Source organism: Chryseobacterium indologenes, from assembly GCF_001295265.1.
Lineage (GTDB): Bacteria > Bacteroidota > Bacteroidia > Flavobacteriales > Weeksellaceae > Chryseobacterium > Chryseobacterium indologenes_A.
Window position 1 is genome coordinate 129,723 of record NZ_LJOD01000002.1, and the last position, 19,611, is coordinate 149,333.

Here is a 19,611-nt window from a genome sequence, read left to right on the forward strand (position 1 = left end):
TTAGTCAATTTTTAATGAATAGCAGCCTAATAAGCTGCTATTTTTTTTGTTATATATTCAAAAATATTATTAATTTAACAGAATAAATAAACTTAATAAACCATGAAAAAAATTTTACTATGGAGTATGCTTTTGCTAAGTATAACCATGAATGCACGGGTAGAGACAGGAAGTTCTGTTGCTGATAAGAAAGAATATAACGGCCGGAATAGAGCATGGAACCCTCCGGCTAATGATGATTGTGATAATGCAGTGCAGCTTACCGTGAATTCAGATCTGAACTGCGGTGTTTCTGTTGCAGGAACAACACTTGAGGCTACAGATTCAGGATTAGATCCGGACCCTTGCTATGGAACTGCAGATGATGATGTCTGGTACAAATTTACAGCAACCTCTTCAATTCATATAATTTCTCTTAAAAATATTGTTTCCGTAGGAAGTAACAGTTCTACTGATATGTATTTTCAGGTATTCAGCGGAACCTGTGGTAATTTTACGAGCATTAAATGCTCTGATCCGGAGGAAAATATTGTCAGAGAGCTTACACCGGGAGAAACTTATTACATTCGTGTTTATAGCTATTATGGAACAGGAAGGGCCCAGAGTTTTAATATTTGTGTAGGGACACTGCCGCCACCTGTAGCCAATGATGAATGTTCAGGGGCAGTAACCTTAACAGTGAATGCAGACCTGTTTTGTGGTAATAAAACATCCGGAACTACAATAGGTGGTACAGATTCTGGTATTGATCCGTGTGATGGTGAATCAGATGACGATGTCTGGTATAAGTTTACCGCAGTAGAAGCTTCTCATGTTATCTCTTTAAGCAATGTGGATTCTATTTATGGATATGATTATCCTGTTTTTGAAACATTTAGCGGTTCCTGCGGGACCTTGACCAGTATCGGATGTTCAGATTATGAAAGCTCTCACATCCTTACCGGGCTCACTCCCGGAGAAACTTACTATATAAGAGTATTCAGTGATGGTGACGGATTCAATACTTTTGATATCTGTGTAGGGACTCTTCCTGGTGCTCCGCCTGCCAATGATGACTGTTCAGGAGCTATAACATTAACCGTAAATCCGGATATGAGCTGCAGCAGTAAAATTTCAGGACATACAGCTGAGGCTACAGATTCAGGGGTTGCTCCTTGTGATGGAGAACCGGATGACGATGTCTGGTATAAGTTTACAGCAGTAGGTGCTTCCCATATTGTTTCGCTAAGTAATGTTAATGCTGTTTCCGGATTTGGGGGAGCTCTCTTTGAGGTTTTCAGCGGTTCATGTGGTAGTCTTACCAATGTGGTATGCTCTGATTATGATGACTATAAGCTTCTTTCCGGACTGACGCCTGGTGAGACCTATTATATAAGAGTGTTCACGAGCTATGATGGAGCTGTTACCTTTGATTTATGTGTAGGTACATTACCTCCTGCACCAGCTAATGATGCCTGTTCCGGAGCTTTGTCTGCAACGGTATTCCCGTACAGCTATACGCAGGCTGATGCAGCAGGTGCTACCAATAACGATGGATTCATTGAAACCTGTACGGATAATGGAATGAATGACGGAACCTGGTTTACATTCACCGGGAATGGAAATACTTTTGATATTTCAGTTACTATGCCTGCTGGAAGTTCTTTTGACCCTAAAATTGGAGTATACAGTGGAAGCTGCGGCAACTTAACATGTGAGGGAACGGCGGATAACGGATTGTCAGGAGGTGCGGAATCAATTTCTGTTCCTACTACCGCCGGAACTGTTTATTATGTGAATGTGGGTGATTACAGTGCTTATACGGATAATATGGAGGGAGCATTTACCATTTCAATCAAAAACGGATCTCTTGGAACTTCGGAAGTTTCTAAAGCAAAAGACGTTGTTAAGGTATATCCTAATCCGTTTACAGATATATTGAATATTGCAGATATTTCAAAAGTAAAATCCATTACTATTTCTGATGTATCCGGAAGACAGGTGAAAAATATGAATACGCCTTCCTCTGTACTTCATTTGGGAGATCTTAAGCAAGGTATGTATATAGTGACTTTAAATATGAAAGACGGATCAAGACAGACCGTGAAAGTGATCAGAAAATAATATTTTAATCTTAAATATTACACAGCAGCTCAAAAGGCTGCTGTTTTTTTATCTGATCTCTGTCTGATAGACTGGTAGTTTTTTATATATCTCATCGTTGTTGTGTGACTGCGTGGCCATAGGCTTTTCCTGTGATATAAAATATCAATGCAAAGGGAAATAATGTTTTTTCTTTAATATGTGAAATATTGAAAATTTATTTATTTTGGCTATTTATTAGGATTAATCAATCTATTGTGATTATTTATTGTTAATTTAGCTACTTAAACACTGAAATATACTATTTATGAGAAAACTTTTATTTTCATGTTTGTTAATGCTAAGCATGATTATGAATGCCCAGATTGATCTGGGCACAGGAAGTACAGAAGTAGGCGTTGCTCCTATAAGTACTTATTACGGATATTCTTATGTCCAGCAGATCTTCACTAAACAGGAAATTAATGCCAATGCAGCAGGTAATATCACCGGGCTTAAATTTTACCTGAGTCCTAATGCGGATCTTAGCAATTCCTCCGATTGGACAATCTATCTGGGACATACTTCAAAAACAAACTTTACCTCTGATACTGACTGGATTCCGGCGACCGATCTTACACAGGTGTATACAGGAACAATTACCCAAAATAATGGGGTAGTGGAGATTATTTTTACAACTCCCTTTCCCTACAATAATACCCAGAATCTGGTAGTGGTGGGTCAGGAAAATTCATCGGGATATGATTCCAATGATTATAGTGAGGCATTTTATGTGTATAGTCTTTCAGCAGCGGGTTCTTCTCTTTATTACAGAAATGATGATGATCCTTTTGATACCGCTAACCCTGTAGATGGATCATTAAGTGAAAATAGATCTGTTATTACCATTCTGGGGCTTACTCCTAGTGCTGTTCCGATATGTCCTACGGTGTCTTACCCGGCCAATAATGCACAGTTTGTCCCGTTATCTCCTAATATTACCTGGAACGCGTTGGCGGGTGCCCAAAGCTATAAGGTATCCATAGGAACTACACCAGGCGGAACAGATGTTGTCAATCAGCAATCAGTAGCAACAACAAGTTTTACTCCTTCCACACCTCTGGCTGCCAATACGAATTATTATCTTAGGGTGGTTGCTGTAGGAACCGGAGGAGATTCGACAGGCTGTTCAGAAATTACTTTTAAAAGTGGGCCGCCCGTACCTGCTAATGATGAATGTACAAATGCTGTAGTACTTGCTGTAAGTCCTAATGTTCAATGCAGTAACCCTGTAGCTGGATATACGTTTGGCGCTACAGATTCAGGAGTAGCTACAGGTACCTGCTATGGAAATCCGGATGATGATGTATGGTATCAATTTACTGCTACAACTTCTTCTCATATGATTACGCTTAGCAATATCGTTTCTATGGGAAGCTCCGATTCTACAGATACTTATTTCCAGGTTTTAAGCGGTGCGTGCGGTAATATGTCGAATGTATTATGTTCAGATCCTGATACTGCACTGGTTACTGGCCTTACGCCTGGAGATACTTACTACATCAGAGTATACAGTTATGGGGGGGCCGGCAGGGCTCAGAGCTTTAATATCTGCGTAGGAACCTTACCTCCTCCTCCTGTCAACGATGCATGTTCAGGTGCGCTGGCAGCAACAACATTCCCTTACAGCTATACACAGGCTGATGCAATCGGAGCAACAAATAATGATGGATTTATTGAAGTTTGTACTGGTGGAATGAATGATGGTACATGGTTTACCTTTACAGGAGACGGAGATACTTATAATATTTCAGTGTCAATGCCTGCGGGAAGCTCTTTTGATCCGGAAGTAGGGGTTTACAGTGGAAGCTGTGATAATCTTAACTGTGAGGACTCAATAGATAATGCAGGTTCTGGTGGTACCGAAAACGTTTCCGTAGCTACTGTTGCCGGAACTGTTTATTATGTAAACGTCGGGCATTACAGCAGTAGTGCAAATGGTGCAGAATCGCCGTTTACCATCAATATCAATAAAGGAGCTCTTGGTACCGCAGAAACCACCAAAGCAAAAGACGTTGTTAAGGTATATCCTAATCCTTTTACAGATATATTGAATATTACAGATATTTCAAAAGTAAAATCCATTACTATTTCTGATGTATCCGGAAGACAGGTTAAAAATATGAATACGCCTTCCTCTATACTTCATTTGGGGGATCTTAAACAAGGTATCTATATGGTGACTTTAAATATGAAAGACGGATCAAGACAGACCGTGAAAGTGATCAGAAAATAATATTTTAATCTTAAATATGACACAGCAGCTCAAAAGGCTGCTGTTTTTTTATCTCATTGTTGTTGTTATTTGCTTTGTGTCCATCGGCTTTTTCTGTAGTACAGAATATCAAAACGCAGGGAAATAATGCTTTTTCCTAAATATGTGAAATATTAAATATGTATTTATTTTGGTTATTTTTTGAATTTAATACATTGATTATACTTATTTATTATTAATTTAGCGACTTAACAACTAAAATGCACTATTTATGAAAAAACTTTTATTTTCATGTTTTTTAATACTAAGCATGATCATGAGTGCCCAGATTAATCTGGGTAGTGGGACATCTACGGGAACGGCTGTTCCTGTAAGTACCTATTATGGGTATTCCTATGTACAGCAAATTTTTCCTAAGTCGGAAATCAATGCAGATGCAGCTGGGAACATTACCGGGCTTAAGTTTTATTTATCAGCTAATGCTTCAATTGCAAGCTCAGACTCTTGGATCGTATACTTGGGTCATACTAATAAAACTGCTTTTTCCTCTACTTCAGATTGGATCCCACTGGTGAATCTGACAAAAGTTTTTGAAGGAACTGTGACTAACAATGCCGGGGTGATTGAAGTAACCTTTACAACTCCTTTTGCTTATAACAACACAGATAATCTTGTTATTGCCGCTGAGGAAAATAAAGCCGGATATGATTCCAACAATGACGCTGAAGCAATGTACATGTATACGGCTTCTTCAAACAACACCCTGTTATACAGAAATGATAATAACAACCCTGATCCGGCCGGAACACTCCCTAACGGATCACGTAGTGCCAATAAATCGGTTGTTACATTATTAGGAATAAACCCTAGTGCCATTCCTGCTTGTCCTGTTGTTTCTTCACCGGCCGCAGCTGCTACCGGAGTTTCTTTAACACCTTCAATTACTTGGGCGGCAGTAAACAATGCCACAGGATACAGAATATCTATGGGAACTACCCCTGGCGGAACCGATATTTTGAATAATCAAGATGTAGGAAATGTTACAACATATGCTATTACTACAGCTTTAGATTATGAAAAACAATATTATTATAAAGTAAGTTCTTATAATGGCGGAGTATCTTCAACAGGCTGTGCAGAAAGATCTTTCACTACACGTACCATCTCTTGTCCTACAGTAACTGCGCCAGCGTCAGGAGTAACCGGATTGTCTACAACTCCTACAATTACATGGGATGCTGTAACGGGTGCTACCACTTATAAATTAACAGTAGGAACTACTTCAGGCGGAACCGATGTAATCAATAACCAGGATTTAGGAAACGTTACCACTTATACGTTCTCTACGCCATTAAATATGGCTACTACTTATTATTATACTGTAAATGCCGTAAGTGCCACAAGTACTTCAGCATCCTGTACAGTAAGAAGCTTTTCAACAGTGTGTGATGCAACCAATGTTCCTTATATTCAGGATTTTGAAAGTGTAACACCCCCTGCTTTACCGGCTTGTACTGCAACTGAAAATGCCGGAACAGGTAATAACTGGCAGACTTATTCACCTAGTAGCGGAAGCTTCAATACAAAAGTGTTGAACTATATTTATAATAGCACTAATGCGGCTAATGCCTGGTTCTTTACACGAGGAATCAATCTTACTGCAGGTACTTCATATAGAATAAAATATATCTACGGAAATGCCAGCGGAACAACTTATCCTGAAAAAATGAAAGTTGCATACGGTACTGCTGCTGCCAGCGCATCAATGACAACTGTTTTAGCTGATTATCCAAGTATTACTAATGGTACTACAGCAGTTGCTGAAATGATTGACTTCATTCCTCCGGCTTCAGGGGTATACTACTTTGGATTTAATGCATATTCTGATGCAGATATGAACAGATTGTATGTAGATAACATCAGTATTGATTTAGCACCGGCTTGTTCTGAACCTTTTGCTTTAACAGCTTCTAATATTACAACTTCAGGAGCAACTATTACATGGAGTGCTCCTGTTACGGCTCCTAACGGATACGAATATGCATTTACAACGACCAATGTAGCGCCTGCATCTGGTACAACTACCAATGCTACAACTGCTGATCTTGGACCGCTTGCTCCCCAGACTACTTATTATGCCTGGGTAAGATCTAATTGTACGGCCGCTAACAGTATCTGGGCACAGACAACATTTACTACTCTTGCGTTACCTCCTGCTAATGATGAGTGTTCTAATGCTATTGCTTTGGTTGCAGGAGGAAACTTTGCACAAAATGCAGTAACCGGAACTACAGTAGGATCTACAAATACTTCAACATTAGGAGCGAGTTGTCTTTCAACTCCTACGAACGTTGCCGGTAACGTTTGGTATACTGTTACAGTTCCTGCTTCAGGTAATATCACCATAGAAACAGATACGGTTACAGGAACTTCATTAACAGATACGGTAATGTCTGTATTTACAGACTGCACAGGTGGAAACTCTGTAGCATGTGATGATGACGGAGGAAACGGAACCTTCTCTAAAATTTCTTTAACAGGTCAGACTCCGGGTGCAATATTATATGTAAGTTTATGGAGATATTCTTACTCCGGTGGAGGAAGCGACGGTCCGTTCCAGATTTCTGCTTACGATGCTTCTTTACAGCTAGGCACTTCTGAAGTTTCTAATAACAGAAATACCATTAAAGTTTATCCGAATCCGTTTACAGATGTATTGAATATTTCAGAAGTTTCAAATGTGAAATCAATTTCAATTTCAGATGTTGCGGGAAGGCTGGTGAAAACAATTGAAAATCCTTCTTCTGCTCTTCATTTAGCAGACTTGAAACAAGGGCTTTATTTGGTTACGTTGCAGATGAAAGACGGATCTAAACAAACCATCAAAGCAATCAAAAAATAAAAATAATCTTATTGTAACATAAAAAAAGACGGCGCCAGCCGTCTTTTTTTATTGCTTATCACTTGTTATTTATCCGGTACCGGCTGTATATCCCCCGTATTCATAAGGTCAAAAACGGTAGGGAAAAAAGTGACCAGTATAAAATAGATGATAATCATTAACACAATCAGGGCAAATAGAATAATGACCAGACTGTTCGGTTTGTTTTTCTTTTTCGGTTCCATGATATTGTGATATTGGGTTAATAAAATTAAATTTAGCCTGAGTTTGGGTTTCAGAAGATCTGATTGAAGAAGGTTTGAAGTTGTGAGCTGGAAGAGAGAGGTTCTGAAGATCAATAATATGGGAGTCTCCTTCTTCAGTCTTCCGGCCTTTATACTTAAACTTCTTAACCCGATTCAGGTTATTTATCTTACATTAAGCTAATTTCTTGCCACACTGCTTACAATATCGGGCATCATCATCAATATCCTCATTACCGCAACGGTCACAGACCTTTTCAAGATTCTGTCTTTTATTCCGCATTTCGGCAGTTACAATTCCGGTGGGAACTGCAATGATGGAGTAACCGGCAAGCATCAGGATGACCGCAAAAAACTTCCCCAAAGGAGTGATAGGAGATACGTCTCCATATCCAACGGTTGTTACCGTAACCACTGCCCAGTAAATGGATTGGGGGATGGTTTCAAACCCGGGTCTGCCTCCTTCCACCATAAACATCATAGAGCCTACAATGACTGAAAAAATAATCAGGAACAAAAGAAAAATATAGATCTTTCTGGAACTGTTTTTCAGCGCCCTTACAATGAGGTAACCGTCATTCATAAAATCCAGAAGGTTGAAAATCCTGAAGATTCTGAGCATTCTGAGCATTCTGAAGATCAGGAAATATTTTGTGACCGGGAAAAAAAGGCTCAGATAAAAAGGAACGAGCGAAAGAAAATCAATAATCCCGAAAAAGCTGAAGATATAATGTTTTTTATTTTTTACTACGGCAATACGCATCAGGTATTCTGCGGAAAAAAACAGGGAAATAATCCACTCCAGGATCAGGAAGGTGTAGTGAAATCTTTTGTCAAGTTTAGGTACGCTTTCCATCATGATGATGGCAGTACTTACAAGAATTAATGATAAAAGAATAATGTCAAACAGCTTTCCGAGCTTTGTATCGGAGCGATAAATTATACGGTAAAGGAATCTTTTCCAGAGTTTATCTTCAGGAACAAGGTTATGTTCTCTTTCCATTTCAAAATCAGTATTTCACGGTAAAGTTAATAATTTCCCTCATAGGCAGGGTAAAGATAGGATTGTTCCTATATATATCCAAATGTTAAAATATTTTCCATCATCAAAAAGTGAATTATTGTATATTAATGTAATGGTTTTCAGTGACTTGTATTATGTAATATACGAATATAAAATAGAAAATAAAAATTAAATTTTTAACATAAATTAAACCTCAATATGTAATTTTATTCTACAAAAACGAACATTATGAGAAAAATTTTAACTTCGTGGATCTCAATTTTTATGTACGGGATTTTGTACACACAAGTTGGGATTAATACAAGCTCTCCAAACGGAGCTGCTGTACTGGATATCGTCTCCAATCAGAAGGGTCTTCTTATTCCGCGTCTTACTGATACAGAAAGAGATACAAACCTGGCTGATAACACTACGGCTACCGTACCTCCGGCCGGAATGCCGAACCCTAATCTAATCGCAGGCACACTTATTTTTAATACAACATCAAATAATTTCCAGTACTGGGATGGCCTTCTCTGGAGGCAGCTTTTTGTTCCCACATCATCTCAGGCTGGTAACGACGGTGTCGTTAAAATAAATTCTGGAAACGCAGATGTAAAACCTTCCCTCAATCTGAGCGGATCCGGCAGCGGCTATGGACTAAGACAGCAGGTAATATACACCACTCCCTTGGTATTCGCTGCAAGCCCTACAACGAGCTGGCCGGAAACAACAGTTCCTTTCCCCGGAAATACGGCCAATATTTATAATTCGGGTAAATGGAGAGAAAATGAAATTTATGGCCAGGTTCACGTCTGGAGACTTATTGTGAACGTGATATCAGGAGCTAATTCTTCAGGGTCTGTAAAAGCTACTTTTAAAAATCCGGATTCAGGGTTTGAAATCAACTCCATCCAGCTTGTTCCCAACGGATCGTCATCCGGAAATATTCTTACATTCTACTTTTATACGATTGCAGACGCTGCCAGTCTTGATCCGGGCAGAGGATATCAGCTTTTTCTTGAAGCAGATTTAACATGTACTGCCATTATAGATTCCTTCACGAGGGTATCCTTATTTAAAGATTAGACAAATGATGGATTGGTTTTAGTTTAAACTCAGCCGGCTTTTAACAGCCGGTTTTTTATTGTATCAGAAATAGTTTCCGGTTTTTTCTAAAAATCAATATCTTCGCTGAAACTGAAAATTTATAGAATGAAGCTAAAAACGGTAATTTCAAAAATTGAGGAGGAAATCAGTATCAGGCAGGCGGAAGATTTTGATAACGTAGGTTTACTGTGTGGTGTTCCGGACCGGGATGTTTCCGGAATTCTGGTATGTCACGATGCGCTGGAAAACGTGGTGGAAGAAGCAATTCAGAAAAACTGTAATCTGATTGTCTGCTTTCATCCCATCATCTTTTCCGGATTAAAATCTCTGACCGGGAAAAACTATGTAGAAAGAGCAGTTTTAAAAGCGATTGAGAATAAAATTGCCATTTATGCGGTACATACAGCATTTGATAATGATTTCTTCGGAGTTAACCACGGCATATGCAGCCACCTGGGGTTAAAGAATATGAAAATCCTTCAGCCTAAAGAAAATAATCTGAAGCAGCTGACGGTTTTTGTGCCTTCAGAGTTTTCCGAAAAAGTAAAAGAAGCGATGTTTGCAGCTGGAGCCGGAAGTATAGGGTTTTATGATGAGTGCAGCTTTACGGTGAACGGAAACGGAACATTCAGGCCGGTAGAGGGTTCCAATCCTTTTTCCGGGCAGCAGAATATCCGTGAAAACGCTGATGAAAATATGATCTCGGTTATTTTTGAAGGATACAAACAGGGACAGGTCGTGGCTGCCATGAAACAGGCACATCCTTATGAAGAAGTAGCTCACCAGATCTACAGTCTGGATAACAAAAATCATCATGCCGGACTGGGAATGTACGGAGAGCTGGATGAACCTATGGAAGAAAAAGATTTCTTAAAACTGGTAAAAGAAAAATTTGGCCTTGAAATGATCAGGCATTCCGCATTCAATGACAAAAAAATCAAAAGAGTAGGGGTTCTGGGAGGCTCCGGGGCAGGCGGAATAAGAACTGCTCTGTCTAAAAAATGTGATGCTTACCTTACCGGAGATATTAAGTATCACGATTTTTTCCTGGCCGAATCTAAAATGCTGATCTGCGATATAGGCCATTATGAATCAGAACAATTGGTTACCCAACAATTATTTGAAATTTTGTCACAAAAATTTAGTACATTTGCAATTTCAAAATCTATTGAAAAAACAAACCCAGTAAATTATTTCATTTAAATATGGCAAAAACCAACGATATTTCAGTTGAAGAAAAATTAAGAGCTTTATACGATTTACAGATCATTGATTCAAGATTGGATGAAATCCGAAATACCAGAGGAGAATTGCCAATTGAAGTTGAAGATCTTGAAATTGAGATTGAAGGACTTGAAAAAAGAGCTGAAAAATTTCATGCAGACATTAAAGATCAGGAAGACCAGATCAAGACAAAGCATGAAGTAATTAACCATGCAAAAACTTTAATTGAAAAATACAAATCTCAGCAGGATAATGTAAGAAACAATAAAGAGTTTGAAGCATTAGGAAAAGAAATTGAATTCCAGGATCTGGAAATTCAGCTTGCTGAAAAAAGAATTAAAGAATTCGGAGCTAAAATCGCTCATAAAAACGAAACTTTAAATGAACTGAACGCAAAGATTGATGATCTTAAGAATCACCTGAAATTTAAAAAAGAAGAATTAGACGGTCTGATCTCTGAGACTCAGAAAGAAGAAGAATATCTGATTGAGCAGTCTAAAGAATTTGCCGGTAAAATTGACGAAAGATTATTAGCTTCTTACAACAGAATCAGAACCAACTCTATCAACGGTCTTGCAGTAGTAGGATTAGAAAGAGGAGCTCCTAAAGGTTCATTCTTCACCATTCCGCCTCAAAAGCAAATGGAGATTGCCCAGAGAAAGAAAATCATTATCGATGAGCACTCAGGAAAAATCCTTGTTGACGATGAGCTGGTAATGGAAGAAAACGAAAAAATGAAATCTGTAATTAAATTCTAATTACTGGTTTTTAAAATAACAGAACTGCTTCAGAAATGGAGCAGTTTTTTGTTGAATGTATGGTTTATCAGAAGGATAAAATGAACAAAAGCCATTTCAGAGAAAATGAAATGGCTTTTTTCGTTATATAAATCTGTAGAGATTAATCATTTTTAGGAACATAGCAGAAATAACTTTTCCTTCTTTCACAATGGCCAGCTTATCTTTTTTTCTTAAAAACAGGAAAGGCTCTGAATATTGCTCATACGAATTTACCCAGTACATAATCTCATCATAATCTACATTAAAGTTTATTTTTTTACCGTCCAGGGTCATTAAATCTTCTGTCTGATTTCAGCTGTTTTTTGGCAGGAGAACATAAAAAATGTCAATCCAATGAATATGGATTGACGTATTGATATTGTATTGAATAGTAGTCTCACTTTCTTCAGATATTATTCATGATGCTCATACATTTTATTGTAGAGATCAATAAATTTTTCTTTAATGGCCTTTCTTTTCAGCTTCAGGGTAGGAGTAAGAAGGCCGCCGTCAATACCCCAGACTTCAGGAGTGAGCTCAATTTTCTTAATCTTTTCCCAGTTTCCAAGATGTTCGTTGATACCGTCTATTTCCTTTTCAATTCTTGCTTTCAGTTCAGGACTTTTTGCAATTTCTGCCGGAGTAGAGCCGATATTTAAATTATTTCTCATCGCCCAGTTCTTAGCAAACTCGAAATCCGGCTGTACCAGTGCACACGGCATTTTCTCACCGTCACCAACCACCATGATCTGTTCTATGAATTTTGAAGCTTTGGCTAAATTTTCAATGGTTTGCGGAGCAATATACTTTCCTCCGGATGTTTTAAACATCTCTTTTTTACGGTCTGTGATTTGAAGGAAACCTTCGCTGTCGATGTGGCCTATATCTCCGGTTTTAAAGAATCCGTCATCCGTAAAAGCTTCTTTGGTCATCTCTTCATTTTTGAAATATCCTTTGAAGACAGAAGGGCCTTTTACCGTAATTTCACCATCTTCCTGGATCTTTACCTGTAAATTATCCAGTGGAGGTCCTACCGTTCCGATTTTCATTTTATTCACACTGTTCACAGAGATTACGGGAGACGTTTCCGTTAAACCATAACCTTCCAGAATCGGAATCCCTGCATTCTGAAACATAAGATTTAAACGTGTAGATAAAGCCGCAGAACCTGAAACCAAAGTAATAATCTCACCCCCCAAACCTTCTCTCCATTTGGAAAATACCAGTTTGTCGGCAATGATCTGCTGCAACCCGGAAGGTTTTGAAACTTCTTTTTTCTTACTGATAAGATTCAGGGCCCAGAAGAATATTTTCGATTTCAGACCTCCTGCTGAAGAGCCTGTATTATAAATTTTATCATAGACTTTTTCTACAAGTCTTGGCACCACACTCATATAGTGAGGCTTTACTTCTTTCACATTTTCACCCATCTTATCAATACTTTCTGCAAAATATACAGAGAAACCGTTGTATTGGAAAAGGTAGAAAAGCATTCGTTCAAAAATATGACAGATAGGAAGGAAGCTTAAAACTTTGGTATCTTTATAGTCTAAACTTTTTTTCTTTGGAATTCTCGGAACTGAACCTAAAACATTGGAAACAATATTATGGTGGGTAAGCATTACTCCTTTCGGTCTTCCCGTAGTTCCGGAAGTATAAATAATAGTCGCAAGGTCCTCAGCGTTAATCGCATTGGAAAGATCCTCCACCTCAATCTGTGTTGAATCGTCTTCACCAAGATCCAGAATTTCTCTCCAGTTGGCTGCTCCGCTTACCGTATCGAAAGTGAAGATCCCCTGTAGGGTAGGAATATTATGCTTTACCTTCATGACCTTGTTAAGAAGCTCTTTATCCGATACGAAACAGTACTGTATTTCAGCATTATTAAAGATGAATTCGTAATCTTCCGGAGAAATACTCGGGTAAACAGGTACGGAAACTACCCCGATCTGGGATAATCCAAAATCCATAATAGCCCATTCCGTACGGGAGTTTGTGGTGATCAGCGCAATTTTGTCACCAGGTTTTATTCCCAGCTTCAGAAGCCCTCTGGATATTTTATTTCCTTCATTGATAAATTCCTGCGTGGAAGTTTTTTTCCATTCCCCCTGATATTTGGTCACAAACATATCCGTTTTAGGAAAATTTTCTAAAGCGTAATGTGGTATGTCGAATAATCTCTTGATCGTCATGATTTTTTAAGTAATATTTAAAGAAATCTAAATATAAGCATTTTTTTTAATTGCAGATAGCAGAAATGACTAATTGAAAATTAATTGAATGCCTGCCATAACATATAAATCCTTAAAGCTTCTGCAGGATCCCGGAAATATTAAAAACACGGCCTCACCTTCTTTACCGATTTCTAATTACCGATTCTATTTTCAGATTTCGCCAAAAAGTGTAAATTTACGGCTATCTAATTATTATTTTTTATGGACTTTAATTTATCCGAAGAACAGCTGATGATTCAGCAGGCTGCAAGAGATTTTGCACAAAATGAACTATTACCTGGAGTTATTGAAAGAGACCGTGACCAGAAATTCCCTGCAGAACAGGTGAAGAAAATGGGTGAAATGGGACTTTTGGGAATGATGGTAGATCCTAAATACGGTGGTGCAGGTATGGACAGCGTTTCTTACGTTCTTGCAATGGAGGAGATCGCAAAGGTTGATGCTTCTGCAGCGGTGGTAATGTCTGTAAATAACTCATTGGTTTGTGCAGGTCTTGAAAAATTTGCCTCTGAAGAGCAGAAAGTAAAATACCTTACACCTCTTGCAAGCGGACAGGTGATTGGTGCTTTCGCGTTATCTGAGCCTGAAGCCGGTTCTGATGCTACTTCTCAGAAAACAACTGCTGAAGATAAAGGAGATTACTATCTTTTAAACGGGATTAAAAACTGGATTACGAATGGTGGAACTGCTTCTTACTATATCGTTATTGCACAGACAGATCCTGAGAAAAAACATAAAGGAATCAATGCTTTCATCGTAGAAAGAGGATGGGAAGGTTTTGAAATCGGACCAAAAGAAGATAAACTGGGAATCAGAGGAAGTGATACACACTCTCTGATCTTCAACAACGTAAAAGTTCCGAAAGAAAACAGAATCGGTGAAGACGGATTCGGGTTCAACTTTGCAATGGCTGTCCTGAACGGAGGAAGAATTGGTATTGCTTCCCAGGCTTTAGGAATTGCGTCAGGTGCTTATGAGCTGGCTTTAAAATATGCAAAAACAAGAAAAGCTTTCAAAACGGAAATCATCAATCACCAGGCCATTGCTTTCAAGCTAGCCGATATGGCTACCCAGATTACAGCAGCAAGAATGTTATGTTTCAAGGCAGCTTGTGAGAAAGATGCAGGAAAAGACATCTCTGAAAGCGGGGCTATGGCAAAACTATATGCTTCCCAGGTGGCTATGGATACTACCATTGAAGCAGTACAGATCCATGGCGGCTACGGATATGTAAAAGAATATCACGTAGAAAGACTGATGAGAGATGCGAAGATCACGCAGATCTACGAAGGTACTTCCGAGATCCAGAAAATTGTGATTTCCAGAAGCATCGCAAAATAAAAAATAACATCAACACACTGCTTATGAAAAAATCTTTGTGGATCACCCTCGGAGTTGTCCTGCTGCTTGTAGGCGTATTTGTATGGTATAAATTTTTCTTCGTTTTCGGGGAAGGAGTAAAATCCGGATATCTGAATTACGCAATAAAAAAAGGCTATGTTTTCAAAACCTATGAGGGAAAGCTGATTCAGGAAGGATTCGGAAGAGGAAAGACCGGTACGGTAACAAGCTACGAATTTGAATTTTCCGTAGAAGATCCTGAGATTTTTAAGCAATTGGAAACCAACAGCGGTAAAACCTTTGATCTTCATTATAAGGAATACAACGGAACACTTCCGTGGAGAGGAAATACAAAGTATATTGTAGACAAAGTAGTGAATATGAAATAATGAAAGGCTCCTGAAAGGGAGCCTTTGCATTACAAACCACTTTTTATAATATATGTATAGTTAATCCTGATTATGAGAACAGGTTAACCCCTATATTCAAAACCTGTCATAAAACAGCATGGCTTACCTCCGGCAAAATTTTATGAACAGTTAAATATAGAAAGAACAAACAGTACAGATAACTGATTTTTATTAAAATAAAATTAAAAAACACAGTAACCCTGATACATCGGAAACTTACGGCCAAAAAACCATAAAAAATCCGCCTCAGGAGACGGATCAGAAAAATCTAGTGTGAATTGTTATCAGGAATATTTTTATTTCTCTTTTTATAAAAGTAATAACCTATACCGGCAATAAGGAACAGCGGCCACAACGGAAGAAGGAAAAGAAAGATAGAAGTGATCACATTCCAGCCTGAAGAAATAGCAGCCATTGATTTTCCGCCGAAAGTTTCAGCCTCTTCTCCATAAGCTTTATCAGTAAGAGTTACCGCAATAGTACAGATTGTATTATCTGCGTAATGGTCTCCGGTAGTCTGGATGTTTTTGCTTTCAACCGTTCCTACACTGCTTAAATCATCCATTAAGCTGTCAAAATTCCGGATAGGCACTTTGATTTCCATATAATAGGATTTCTCGTTGGCTTCATCAGAAGATGGTCTGTCTGAGTATTCGGTAGCAACATAAGAGAGCGCTTCACTTTTTACAAATCCGTTATTTTTTACCGTTTCTTCTTTAATAACATCTTTTATCGTTTCAGTATTATCCGCTGCTATAGACAACTCTCCGGATTTTACCAGTTTGTTTTTTACCGTATGTTCATAGCTGTCATTGTTAGGTTTGTCCTTATAAACAATTTTGGTTTCTTTGATTACCTTCGGAGCAGGAACATTCACGACAACCTTCTCAGGCTTCTTTTCCGTTGAATCTTTTTTCTCAGTTTTAGAGGTCAGCTTTACAGAGGCGATCTTATCTGATAAAGAATCTACCGCTTTTGCTGTGCTTTCTATTTTCTGTTGAATATCTTCCTTCGTATTGTCGAAATCTTTTATTCTTACATTAGCGGAATCCATAATTTTCCCGGCTTCACTGCTGATAGAGTTAGCCGTTTCTGTTATTGCTGAAGCGGTACTGTCTGCCGAATGAACAGCATTTTCTATCTGGGCCTGAGTTGTTTCTCCTTTTTTACAGGTAATAAATGTCAGGGATATAGCGGCTAGTAATATGAACTTTTTCATAATATTATTTTTTGATGAAGTAAAATTAAGACGGGATCTTTTGCCGCATTTGTAAATAGAATGTATTATAATGGTAAAATTTTAATATTCAGATTTTCAGTGGTTTGTATTTGTTTTACAAAAGATTTACAAAACCATCAGGCTGGAAAATACTGAAAATGCATCATGTTCCAGTGAAAGATCTGCTCAATCTGCCGGATTTGCGGATGTAAAAACCTGTATAATCCGCAGGAAAGTATTCTATTTACCATGGTATAAAAATCTGCGGAATCTGCAAGATCAGCGGAAAAAAAGCCCAAAAAATACTTCTGTATCGAAGAAAACACACAATGCAAAGTTTTTTAAATAGTATGCTGTGTTTTTGTGTTTGCTAACAAAAAAATCCGCAGAAAATTTCTGCGGATTACTATGTTTCAGCTTTTTAAAGTTTACTTAGCTGTTCTGGAATTCACTGATGAAATGCAGCTTCACATTCGGGAATTTTTCCTGGGTCATATGAATCGTGAATGAAGAGTCTGCAAGGAATACCAATTGGTTATACTTATCTCTTGCAAGGAATCTTTGTTTTAGTCTTGCGAATTCTTTAAACTCTTCAGATTTTTCGTCCGCTTCTACCCAGCATGCCTTGTGCATTGAAAGCGGTTCATAAGTACATTTAGCTCCGTATTCGTGCTCCAGACGGTACTGAATTACTTCATACTGAAGGGCTCCTACCGTTCCGATGATTTTTCTTCCGTTCATTTCAAGGGTAAATAGCTGGGCTACCCCTTCATCCATTAGCTGATCAATCCCTTTGGCAAGCTGTTTGGCTTTCAGCGGATCGTTATTATTGATATAGCGGAAATGCTCAGGAGAGAAGCTGGGCACTCCTTTAAAGCTTAATTTTTCACCACCGGTTAAAGTATCTCCGATTCTGAAACTTCCTGTATCATGAAGACCTACAATATCACCCGGGAAGCTTTCATCTACCACTTCTTTTTTATCGGCAAAGAATGCGTTTGGAGATGAGAATTTCATTTTTTTACCCTCTCTTACCAATAAATAATTTTCATTTCTTTTGAATGTTCCGGAAACAATTTTCACGAAGGCAAGTCTGTCTCTGTGTTTCGGGTCCATATTCGCATGAATCTTGAAGACAAATCCGGTAAAAGTACTTTCTTCAGGCTTTACAAGACGGGTGTCACTTTCCTTAGGCTGCGGCATCGGGGCAATTTCAATAAAGGCATCCAGAAGCTCGCGTACCCCGAAATTATTCAAAGCGGAACCAAAGAAAACAGGCTGAAGATCTCCTTTCATATAATCTTCACGGCTGAATTCCGGATATACGGATTGTACCAGCTCCAGCTCATCTCTTAACGTTTGAGCGGCTTTTTCTCCAATCACCTCATCAATAGATGGATCATTAATGTCATCAAACTTTATCGTTTCACCAACTTTCTGCTTCTTTTCTTCCAGAAACAGCTGAATATTGTTTTCCCAGATATTATAAATTCCCTGGAAGTCGCTTCCCATACCAATCGGAAGAGAAAGTGGAACAACGCTTAATCCCAGTTTCTGTTCTACCTCATCCAGAAGGTCAAAAGCATCTTTACCTTCACGGTCAAGCTTGTTGATGAAAACCAGCATCGGAATGTTCCTCATTCTGCATACCTGAACCAGCTTTTCAGTCTGTTCCTCAACCCCTTTGGCAACGTCAATAACAACAATTACAGAATCTACAGCAGTTAAGGTTCTGTAAGTGTCTTCAGCAAAATCTTTGTGACCGGGAGTATCCAGAATATTGATCTTGTGGTCTTTATATTCAAAGGCCAATACGGAAGTTGCTACTGAGATCCCTCTCTGTCTTTCAATTTCCATAAAGTCGGAGGTCGCTCCTTTTTTTATTTTATTGGATTTTACCGCACCCGCTTCCTGAATTGCACCCCCGAAAAGAAGAAGCTTTTCAGTAAGAGTTGTTTTTCCGGCATCCGGGTGGGAGATAATCCCGAAGGTTTTTCTTTTTTGTATTTCTTTGATTAAGTCTGACATATCGTATTTTGAAGTTGCAAAAATCGTGATTTTTTACGAGGTTTTCAAATCTGAAGAACTTCTATTTTGAAAATAATCCTATAAATAAGTAAAATACATAGATTAAACCTATAGCAATAACAAAAGCCATCATAGCTATTGCCCATTCAAATTTTCCAAATTTCGGATCGGGAGGAGATTCCGGAGTAAGGCGGTATTCTTCTAAAGTCCTGCCGCTTATTGTAAGATCAGGCCGGAAAATCTGTATGCCCGTCAGAAAATGCCGGTAAAGCTCATACTTATTCTTAAAACTATAGTAATTATGATTGAAACTGATCGGGCTTATTACTGTCTTTCCGGATTTATCATGCTTAAAAACAAGGAGTGAATGTGTGAAATAAGGCTGATAACCGGTTCTGCTGCTTACATCAGAAAAATACTTATCGTTGGATGGACACAGGTCAGCATACAGGAATGAGGAAATGAGTTTATTTTCAGCGTCATACATGCTCATTCCTTTTTCATCTGCAACCACTCTTCGGTAATCCTTTTTCCTTCCTTTGATCATATACAAAATCAGAAAAAAAGAGAGCAAAATGAGAATAATTCCTGCAATAAGAAGAATAAAAAACTGATCTGGCTTATAATACAGGTAATCTGCCCATCCATAGTCCCGGATTTCATAAAAAAGAAAGAATATCACCACAGCTGTAGCAATAATTCCTGTCCAGACGAGGATTATTCCGAAGTAAGTAAGCGGCCAGCTGATTTCCGATTCCAGAGCGACAAATTTTTCCTGCATAA

General features: G+C 38.4%; 15 protein-coding genes. 8 read left to right on the forward strand and 7 right to left on the reverse strand.

Annotated elements, in window-relative coordinates:
* The first annotated feature begins 102 nt into the window (after positions 1-102).
* The 3 genes from AOB46_RS04685 to AOB46_RS04695 all read left to right on the forward strand — a co-directional run bounded on the left by AOB46_RS04685 (position 103) and on the right by AOB46_RS04695 (position 7,238).
* Positions 103-2,103 (forward strand): T9SS type A sorting domain-containing protein, encoded by a 2,001-nt coding sequence (locus AOB46_RS04685; RefSeq protein ID WP_082377021.1) that lies wholly within the window; start codon positions 103-105, stop codon positions 2,101-2,103.
* A 286-nt stretch (positions 2,104-2,389) separates the two neighbouring features.
* The gene (locus tag AOB46_RS04690; protein WP_082377022.1) at positions 2,390-4,357 is read left to right on the forward strand and encodes a T9SS type A sorting domain-containing protein; all 1,968 of its coding nucleotides are present in this window, start codon (positions 2,390-2,392) and stop codon (positions 4,355-4,357) included.
* 250 nt (positions 4,358-4,607) lie between these two features.
* Complete coding sequence (locus tag AOB46_RS04695) at positions 4,608-7,238, forward strand: T9SS type A sorting domain-containing protein (RefSeq protein WP_082377023.1); 2,631 nt, start codon at positions 4,608-4,610, stop codon at positions 7,236-7,238.
* A 65-nt stretch (positions 7,239-7,303) separates the two neighbouring features.
* Here AOB46_RS04695 and AOB46_RS23310 read toward each other — a convergent pair whose 3' ends face one another.
* Both AOB46_RS23310 and AOB46_RS04700 read right to left on the reverse strand, forming a co-directional pair.
* A complete protein-coding gene (locus AOB46_RS23310; RefSeq protein WP_157845037.1) occupies positions 7,304-7,462 on the reverse strand; it encodes a hypothetical protein in 159 nt (52 codons plus the stop codon).
* A gap of 193 nt (positions 7,463-7,655) precedes the next feature.
* On the reverse strand, positions 7,656-8,483 hold the full coding sequence (locus tag AOB46_RS04700) for an ion transporter (RefSeq protein ID WP_062696919.1): 828 nt from the start codon (positions 8,481-8,483) through the stop codon (positions 7,656-7,658).
* A gap of 249 nt (positions 8,484-8,732) precedes the next feature.
* Between AOB46_RS04700 and AOB46_RS04705 the strand changes: the two genes are divergently transcribed.
* The 3 genes from AOB46_RS04705 to AOB46_RS04715 all read left to right on the forward strand — a co-directional run bounded on the left by AOB46_RS04705 (position 8,733) and on the right by AOB46_RS04715 (position 11,575).
* On the forward strand, positions 8,733-9,572 hold the full coding sequence (locus AOB46_RS04705) for a hypothetical protein (RefSeq protein WP_241489163.1): 840 nt from the start codon (positions 8,733-8,735) through the stop codon (positions 9,570-9,572).
* 126 nt (positions 9,573-9,698) lie between these two features.
* Complete coding sequence (locus AOB46_RS04710; protein WP_062696921.1) at positions 9,699-10,796, forward strand: Nif3-like dinuclear metal center hexameric protein; 1,098 nt, start codon at positions 9,699-9,701, stop codon at positions 10,794-10,796.
* Positions 10,797-10,798: 2 nt separating this feature from the next.
* Positions 10,799-11,575: a zinc ribbon domain-containing protein gene (locus AOB46_RS04715; protein ID WP_062696922.1), complete on the forward strand. Its 777-nt coding sequence runs from the start codon at positions 10,799-10,801 to the stop codon at positions 11,573-11,575.
* A 123-nt stretch (positions 11,576-11,698) separates the two neighbouring features.
* Here AOB46_RS04715 and AOB46_RS04720 read toward each other — a convergent pair whose 3' ends face one another.
* Together AOB46_RS04720 and AOB46_RS04725 are read right to left on the reverse strand one after the other, a co-directional pair.
* Positions 11,699-11,890 (reverse strand): hypothetical protein, encoded by a 192-nt coding sequence (locus AOB46_RS04720; protein ID WP_062696923.1) that lies wholly within the window; start codon positions 11,888-11,890, stop codon positions 11,699-11,701.
* Between the two features lie 119 nt (positions 11,891-12,009).
* Positions 12,010-13,788 carry an AMP-dependent synthetase/ligase gene (locus AOB46_RS04725; protein WP_062696924.1) on the reverse strand — a complete coding sequence of 593 codons (1,779 nt, stop codon included), beginning with the start codon at positions 13,786-13,788 and terminating at the stop codon, positions 12,010-12,012.
* A gap of 243 nt (positions 13,789-14,031) precedes the next feature.
* Between AOB46_RS04725 and AOB46_RS04730 the strand changes: the two genes are divergently transcribed.
* The gene (locus tag AOB46_RS04730) at positions 14,032-15,171 is read left to right on the forward strand and encodes an acyl-CoA dehydrogenase (RefSeq protein ID WP_062696925.1); all 1,140 of its coding nucleotides are present in this window, start codon (positions 14,032-14,034) and stop codon (positions 15,169-15,171) included.
* A gap of 23 nt (positions 15,172-15,194) precedes the next feature.
* Entirely contained in the window at positions 15,195-15,560 is a 366-nt protein-coding gene (locus tag AOB46_RS04735) for a hypothetical protein (RefSeq protein ID WP_062696926.1), read from the forward strand.
* Positions 15,561-15,849: 289 nt separating this feature from the next.
* Here the strand turns inward: AOB46_RS04735 and AOB46_RS04740 are convergent, their stop codons facing one another.
* From AOB46_RS04740 to AOB46_RS04750, 3 genes are all read right to left on the reverse strand, one after another.
* Positions 15,850-16,800 (reverse strand): DUF4349 domain-containing protein, encoded by a 951-nt coding sequence (locus AOB46_RS04740; RefSeq protein WP_062696927.1) that lies wholly within the window; start codon positions 16,798-16,800, stop codon positions 15,850-15,852.
* Positions 16,801-17,232: 432 nt separating this feature from the next.
* Entirely contained in the window at positions 17,233-18,828 is a 1,596-nt protein-coding gene (locus AOB46_RS04745; protein ID WP_062696928.1) for a peptide chain release factor 3, read from the reverse strand.
* 61 nt (positions 18,829-18,889) lie between these two features.
* Entirely contained in the window at positions 18,890-19,609 is a 720-nt protein-coding gene (locus AOB46_RS04750; RefSeq protein ID WP_062696929.1) for a hypothetical protein, read from the reverse strand.
* Between the last annotated feature and the right edge of the window lie 2 nt (positions 19,610-19,611).

Coding starts and splice junctions, on each gene's coding strand:
- AOB46_RS04730 (WP_062696925.1), top strand. CDS start 14,032: ATGGACTTTAATTTATCCGAAGAACAGCTGATGATTCAGCAGGCTGCA.
- AOB46_RS04745 (WP_062696928.1), bottom strand. CDS start 18,828: ATGTCAGACTTAATCAAAGAAATACAAAAAAGAAAAACCTTCGGGATT.
- AOB46_RS04685 (WP_082377021.1), top strand. CDS start 103: ATGAAAAAAATTTTACTATGGAGTATGCTTTTGCTAAGTATAACCATG.
- AOB46_RS04740 (WP_062696927.1), bottom strand. CDS start 16,800: ATGAAAAAGTTCATATTACTAGCCGCTATATCCCTGACATTTATTACC.
- AOB46_RS04705 (WP_241489163.1), top strand. CDS start 8,733: ATGAGAAAAATTTTAACTTCGTGGATCTCAATTTTTATGTACGGGATT.
- AOB46_RS04690 (WP_082377022.1), top strand. CDS start 2,390: ATGAGAAAACTTTTATTTTCATGTTTGTTAATGCTAAGCATGATTATG.
- AOB46_RS04700 (WP_062696919.1), bottom strand. CDS start 8,483: ATGGAAAGAGAACATAACCTTGTTCCTGAAGATAAACTCTGGAAAAGA.
- AOB46_RS04725 (WP_062696924.1), bottom strand. CDS start 13,788: ATGACGATCAAGAGATTATTCGACATACCACATTACGCTTTAGAAAAT.
- AOB46_RS04735 (WP_062696926.1), top strand. CDS start 15,195: ATGAAAAAATCTTTGTGGATCACCCTCGGAGTTGTCCTGCTGCTTGTA.
- AOB46_RS04720 (WP_062696923.1), bottom strand. CDS start 11,890: ATGACCCTGGACGGTAAAAAAATAAACTTTAATGTAGATTATGATGAG.
- AOB46_RS04710 (WP_062696921.1), top strand. CDS start 9,699: ATGAAGCTAAAAACGGTAATTTCAAAAATTGAGGAGGAAATCAGTATC.
- AOB46_RS23310 (WP_157845037.1), bottom strand. CDS start 7,462: ATGGAACCGAAAAAGAAAAACAAACCGAACAGTCTGGTCATTATTCTA.
- AOB46_RS04715 (WP_062696922.1), top strand. CDS start 10,799: ATGGCAAAAACCAACGATATTTCAGTTGAAGAAAAATTAAGAGCTTTA.
- AOB46_RS04750 (WP_062696929.1), bottom strand. CDS start 19,609: ATGCAGGAAAAATTTGTCGCTCTGGAATCGGAAATCAGCTGGCCGCTT.
- AOB46_RS04695 (WP_082377023.1), top strand. CDS start 4,608: ATGAAAAAACTTTTATTTTCATGTTTTTTAATACTAAGCATGATCATG.